The organism is Acidovorax sp. HMWF029 (genome assembly GCF_003060895.1).
Classification (GTDB): domain Bacteria; phylum Pseudomonadota; class Gammaproteobacteria; order Burkholderiales; family Burkholderiaceae_C; genus Acidovorax.
Genome location: NZ_QAIH01000138.1, coordinates 35644 through 41696, shown reverse-complemented (window position 1 = coordinate 41696; position 6053 = coordinate 35644). Strand labels below are relative to the sequence as shown.

Here is a 6053-nt window from a genome sequence, read left to right as displayed (position 1 = left end):
GAACTAACCATTAACAAATTTTGGTGGAGGTAAACGGGATCGAACCGATGACCTCTTGCATGCCATGCAAGCGCTCTCCCAGCTGAGCTATACCCCCACTTAATGACTTCAAACACTTAGTATTTGTTGTCATCATCTGAGCCTTGAATTATAGACAGATTTTCAGCGGTTTCGCAAACGCGCTACAACTTTTTCACGTCCGACCAATTCCAGCACTGCATCAACCGATGGCGTGTGGGCCGTACCCACGGTCAAAACCCGCGCTGGCATGGCCAGTTGCGGCATCTTCAAGCCCTGGCTAGTCAGCACCTGCTTGAAGGCGGCGCTGATAGAGGCCTTGTCCCACTCGCAGGCAGACAGTGCATCGGCCAGCGCATCCAGGGCTGGTGCGATGGCTTCGGTGACATGCTGTGCACGCTCTGCCTCCACAGGCGTCACATCGCCATAGAACACTTGCGCCCACTGGGCAAGGGCCACCGTGGTATCGCAACGGTCCTTGAACAATGCGCAGATGCGCACCAGACGGCCATCGGCCAGTGCCTGCTCCGGCACACCCCGCTGTTGCAGCTGGGGCGCCACCAGCGCGGCAAGCGCGTCGTCGGGCATGGCCTTGAGGTGCTGGGCGTTCACCCAGCGCAGCTTGGCTTCGTCGAACTGGGCGGCGCTGCGGCCCAGGTGGTCGAGGTTGAACCATTGCAAGAACTGCTCACGGCTGAAGATCTCGTCATCGCCATGGCTCCACCCCAGGCGCGCCAGATAGTTCACCATGGCGTCAGGCAGGTAGCCTTCGTCGCGGTACTGCGTGACGGGCTTGGCACCGTTGCGCTTGCTCATCTTCTCGCCCTGCTCGTTCAGCACGGTGGGCAGGTGGGCATACACCGGTGGCTCCTTGCCCAAGGCGCGGAAGATGTTGATCTGGCGCGGCGTGTTGTTCACATGGTCATCGCCACGGATCACATGGGTGATTGCCATGTCGATGTCGTCCACCACCACACAGAAGTTGTAGGTGGGCGTGCCATCGGGGCGAGCGATCACCAGGTCGTCCAGCTCATCGTTGCGGATCTCGATGCGGCCCTTGACCTTGTCGTCCCACGCCACCACACCGCCTTGCGGGTTCTTGAAGCGCAGCACGGGCAACACACCTGCGGGCACCGGAGGCAAGGTCTTGCCGTCCTCGGGGCGCCAGGTACCGTCGTAGCGGGGCTTTTCCTTGGCGGCCATCTGCTTTTCACGCAGGGCATCCAGCTCGGCCACACTCATGTAGCAGGGGTACACATGGCCTGCTGCCTGCAGGTCGGCCAGCACCGCCTTGTAGCGGTCCATGCGCTGCATCTGGTAGAACGGGCCCTCATCATGATCCAGACCAAGCCAGGCCATGCCTTCGATGATCACGTCCACCGCAGCCTGGCTGGAGCGCTCGAGGTCGGTGTCTTCAATGCGCAGGATGAAGTCACCGCCCGTGGCGCGTGCAAACGCCCAAGGGTAGAGTGCCGAGCGGATGTTGCCCAGGTGGATAAAGCCCGTGGGGGATGGGGCGAACCGGGTGCGCACGCGGCCCGCGCTGGAAGCTGTGGTTTCAGTCATATCAATAAGGTCTGGCCCCTTTCGGGGCCAGTGTCAAGATTCGGTCAATCAGTCGGCCTATCGAACGTTAGGTGGCCGGCGGACAACCGCCGCGCCGCCCATCGAAGCCATGCGGCCTTGGCGCTCAGGCCTCTTGTGCATTCGGCAGCGCAAGACGGGAGGTGTCTTCTTCGCCCTCTTCCACGCCCACACGCCCTTCGTTCAGGCTGGCGATGCCCTCTGCAGTGATGTCGCCGGTAACATACACGCCGTCAAAACACGACGCGTCGAAACCTGCGATAGCGCTGTTGAGCGAGCCAACAGCCTTCTTCATGCCATCCACGTCCTGATAGATCAGCGCATCGCAGCCAATCGCCTGGCGAATCTCCTCCACCGACCGCCCATGAGCTACCAGTTCACTGCTGGTGGGCATATCGATGCCGTACACATTGGGGTAACGCACTGGCGGTGCAGCGCTGGCCAAGTACACCTTGCGGGCGCCCGCGTCGCGCGCCATCTGAACGATTTCGCGGCTGGTGGTGCCGCGCACGATGGAATCGTCCACCAGAAGCACGTTGCGGCCCTTGAATTCGCTGCCGATCACATTGAGTTTCTGGCGCACGGACTTCTTGCGCACGCCCTGGCCCGGCATGATGAAGGTGCGGCCCACATAGCGGTTCTTGACGAAGCCTTCTCGGTACGGAATCCCCAGAAGATGCGCCAGCTGCGTGGCGCTTGGGCGACTGGACTCAGGGATCGGGATGATCACATCAATCTCGTTGGGCGGCACAGTGGACACCACGCGCTTGGCCAGAGCCTCCCCCAGGTTCAGGCGCGCCTGATACACCGAAATGCCATCGAGCACCGAATCGGGGCGCGCGAGGTAGACGAACTCGAAAATGCAGGGGTTGAGCTGCGGCTTCTCGGCGCACTGGCTGGCATGGACTTGGCCGTCCAGCGTGATGAACACGGCCTCACCGGGGTCGATGTTGCGCTCGAACACATGGGACGTGCCCTCCAGTGCCACCGACTCACTGCCCACCATCACCGTGCCATCCTGACTGCGACCCAGTGCCAGCGGGCGAATTCCGTGAGGGTCACGAAACGCGAGCAGACCATGACCTGCGATCAGGGCGATCACGGCGTATGAGCCCTTGACCCGCTTGTGCACGGCACGCACGGCAGCGAACACATCCTCGACCTGCAGTGGCACGCCACGGGTGGAGCGCTCCAGCTCGTGCGCCAGAACATTCAGCAGCACCTCCGAGTCGCTCTCGGTGTTGGTGTGGCGGTGATCGGTCTGGAACAGTTCGTTGCGCAGTTCGCGCGCATTGGTCAGGTTGCCGTTGTGCACCAGCACAAGACCAAAAGGCGCATTTACATAAAAAGGCTGCGCCTCTTCCTCGCTGTAGGCATTGCCCGCCGTGGGGTAGCGCACCTGCCCCAGGCCCACGTTGCCCGGCAGGGCGCGCATGTTGCGCGTGCGGAACACGTCGCGCACCATGCCCTTGGCCTTGTGCATGAAGAACTTGCGGCCCTGCTGGGTCACGATGCCCGCTGCGTCCTGGCCGCGATGCTGCAGCAGCAGCAGGGCGTCATAGATCAGCTGATTGACGGGCGCTGTGCTGACAACGCCGACGATTCCACACATAGTTGTATTCCATCCGTTTGCGGGAACAGCCCCGCGGCAACCCCATGGCAGCAGCTTGTGACCGCCACCCCATCGATATCAAGAAGGCAGATGCCTACCAAATTCTTCCGGCAACGCCGGTTTCAAGCCCCTGAGCACTTCGGCGAGCACCGGGGCAGCTTGTGACTCCTGCCACCAGGGCGCTTCGTGCAGCGAGGTCAGCCCCACCACCACAGCCACCGCCAGCAGCAGCACCATGCCCCGCAGCACGCCAAACACAGCCCCCAGGGTGCGGTCAGCGGGCCGCAGGCCAATGGCCTCAATCAGCTTCTTGGCCAGCCAGCTCACAAACCCGCAGGCAAACACCGACGCCACGAACACCACGACAAAACCCGCCGCATACCGCAACGATCCCGCCGACTCGCCCAGAGGCAGCAGCGCCGCCATGTCCGCCGCAAACCACTGGGCTACAAAAAAAGACACCACCCAGCCCAGCAGCGACAACACTTCGAACACTAGGCCACGCCAGGCACCGACCAGCATCGAAGCCAGCAGCACCGCGACAAAAATCCAATCCAGCGCAGCCATGGACACAAAAAACAGAAACCGCCGGGCCGCCCGGCTTACAGCGTCAGCACCGAGGCCGACAGCTCCAGCGCCTTGATGCGCGCAGCCGCCTTGTCAGCCTCCACCCGGTTGGTGAAGGGACCCACACGCACCCGCGTGCGTTTTCCATCTTTGGTGTCCACCACCTGGGTATAGGTCTTGAGGCCGGCACGCTCCACCTTGGTGCGTGCTTCACGTGCCTTTTCGGCATCGGCAAACGCCCCCACCTGCACGATAAAACGGCTTTCTTCGGCATTTGCGCTGGCCGCTGGTTCGGCGCTGCGGCCTTCCAGCAGGGCACGGGCGCGCGCCGAATCATCGGGGCGTTGCGCCGGTTTTGGCTCCGGCGCAGGCACAGGTGCCGCAGGCGGTTTGGTGTCGGGCTTGGGTGCAGCCGCAGGGGCGGCAGCGGCCACGGTGGGCGCTGCGGGCGCAGGCTTGGCAGCAGATGGACGCGCGCTCTGCACCAGCTCTTCCCCTTCCGTCAGCCCGTTGGTGGCCGCGCTGCGCGGCGCCGATGCACGTTGCGCCGCAGGGGCAGCAACCTGGGGCGCAGCAGGCGTTGCAGGCTTGGCAACGGGGGCCTCGGCCACAGGCGCGGGCACGACCAGCGGCGCCACTTTGTTGCGGTCAGGAATCTCGATGGGGATATCGACGGGCACAGGCCGGGGCTGGGTATCGAACAGCAGGGGGAACCCGATCACCCCGACCAGGACCAGCACGGCAGCGCCAATGAGCCGATGGCGGGCCCGGCGGCGCATCACCTCGATACTCTCGGCCTGCGGCGTACGCGCGCCGCGCTTGGACGGTTTTTCGGCCTGTTGCTGCTCACCCTGCCCGGGCCACCGAAACTTGAAAAATGCCATGGAGTAACGACTCGTGCGGACCTCAAAACCTGCCCTATTGGCCCAGATGTTTGGCTTGCAGGCGAGGTGTTCCGTTGATTAGCACACCGCCTACCGTATAAAACGAGCCAAAGACCACGATTCTATCAGCGGGGTCTGCCGCAGCCACCGCAGCCGTCAGGGCCTGCATGGGGTCTGCGTGCACGCTCGATGTCACATCCCGTCGTCCACCCGCCACCATCTGCACGGCATTCCACTTCTGCTGCAGCGTGGCGGCAGTCTCGGCGCGCGGGGTGGGCAGGCTGGTGAAGTACCAGCGGTCCACCAGGGGGCTCACCTTGGCCAGCATGGGACCCAGATCCTTGTCGGCCATGGCACCAAAAACGGCGTGCGTGGTGGGGAAGAAACCCATCGCATCCAGATTGGCCGTGAGGGCTGCCACCGAATGGGGGTTGTGCGCCACGTCCAACACCAGAGTGGGTTGGCCGGGCACGATCTGGAACCGGCCGGGCAACTCCACCAGGGCCAAGCCATTGCGCACCGCCTGGGCGGTCACCGGCAAGCGGTCCCGCAGAGATTCCAGCGCCGCCAGCACGCCCGAGGCGTTGACCAGCTGGTTTGCGCCGCGCAGGGAGGGATAGGCCAGCCCGGCATAACGCCGCCCCCGCCCCGCCCAGCTCCACTGCTGCTTGTCCCCCGAAAAATTGAAATCGCGCCCGAAGCTCCACAGGTCCGCACCGATCTCGCGCGCATGGTCCACAACGCTCTGCGGGGCCATGGGGTCGCTCACGATCACCGGACGGCCGGTGCGCATGATGCCCGCCTTCTCGCGGCCGATGCTTTCGCGGTCAGGCCCTAGAAACTCGATGTGATCAATGTCAATGCTGGTGATCACGGCGCAGTCGGCATCGATGATATTGGTCGCATCCAGCCGCCCACCCAGCCCCACTTCAAGAATCGCGACATCTAGCCGCGCATGGCTCATGAGCCGCAGGATGGCCAGGGTGGTGAATTCGAAGTAGGTTAGCGAAATTTCTTCGCCATTTTGGACCCTTGCGCGCTCCACAGCTTCGAAGTGCGCTACCAAATCAGAAGCAGACACACTTTCGCCATGCACACGGCAGCGTTCCTCGAAATGCACCAGGTGGGGCGATGTGTACACCCCCGTGCGGTAGCCCGCCTGCTGGGCCACGGCCTCCAGCATGGCGCAGGTGGAGCCCTTGCCGTTGGTGCCCGCCACCGTGATCACCGGGCATTCAAAACGCAGCGCCATGCGGCGTGCCACCACGCTGACCCGGTCCAGGCCCATGTCGATGTTGTGGGGGTGCAGCTGCTCGCAATGGCGCAGCCAGCCTTCCAGAGTGTGGGGTTTCGTTTGCATACTGCCCGGGATTGTCGCCGAGCCCCAT

Annotated in this window: 5 protein-coding genes and 1 tRNA gene; all 6 read right to left on the bottom strand. The window is 63.4% G+C overall.

Annotated features, from left to right (window positions below; genetic code table 11):
* Positions 1 to 21: 21 nt before the first annotated feature.
* Positions 22 to 97: transfer RNA gene (locus DBR12_RS09565), tRNA-Ala, on the bottom strand.
* A gap of 65 nt (positions 98 to 162) precedes the next feature.
* Positions 163 to 1584 (bottom strand): glutamate--tRNA ligase, encoded by a 1422-nt coding sequence (gene gltX / locus DBR12_RS09560; RefSeq protein ID WP_108617022.1) that lies wholly within the window; start codon positions 1582 to 1584, stop codon positions 163 to 165.
* Between the two features lie 124 nt (positions 1585 to 1708).
* Complete coding sequence (gene purF / locus DBR12_RS09555) at positions 1709 to 3214, bottom strand: amidophosphoribosyltransferase (RefSeq protein WP_108617021.1); 1506 nt, start codon at positions 3212 to 3214, stop codon at positions 1709 to 1711.
* A 78-nt stretch (positions 3215 to 3292) separates the two neighbouring features.
* A complete protein-coding gene (locus DBR12_RS09550) occupies positions 3293 to 3781 on the bottom strand; it encodes a CvpA family protein (RefSeq protein WP_094290903.1) in 489 nt (162 codons plus the stop codon).
* A gap of 35 nt (positions 3782 to 3816) precedes the next feature.
* Positions 3817 to 4665 carry an SPOR domain-containing protein gene (locus tag DBR12_RS09545; protein WP_108617020.1) on the bottom strand — a complete coding sequence of 283 codons (849 nt, stop codon included), beginning with the start codon at positions 4663 to 4665 and terminating at the stop codon, positions 3817 to 3819.
* A gap of 34 nt (positions 4666 to 4699) precedes the next feature.
* Complete coding sequence (gene folC / locus DBR12_RS09540) at positions 4700 to 6025, bottom strand: bifunctional tetrahydrofolate synthase/dihydrofolate synthase (protein ID WP_108617019.1); 1326 nt, start codon at positions 6023 to 6025, stop codon at positions 4700 to 4702.
* Positions 6026 to 6053: the final 28 nt, after the last annotated feature.

Excerpts from the sequence above, each read along its gene's own strand:
- gltX (WP_108617022.1), bottom strand. The coding sequence starts at position 1,584 with ATGACTGAAACCACAGCTTCCAGCGCGGGCCGCGTGCGCACCCGGTTC.
- DBR12_RS09550 (WP_094290903.1), bottom strand. The coding sequence starts at position 3,781 with ATGGCTGCGCTGGATTGGATTTTTGTCGCGGTGCTGCTGGCTTCGATG.
- purF (WP_108617021.1), bottom strand. The coding sequence starts at position 3,214 with ATGTGTGGAATCGTCGGCGTTGTCAGCACAGCGCCCGTCAATCAGCTG.
- DBR12_RS09545 (WP_108617020.1), bottom strand. The coding sequence starts at position 4,665 with ATGGCATTTTTCAAGTTTCGGTGGCCCGGGCAGGGTGAGCAGCAACAG.
- folC (WP_108617019.1), bottom strand. The coding sequence starts at position 6,025 with ATGCAAACGAAACCCCACACTCTGGAAGGCTGGCTGCGCCATTGCGAG.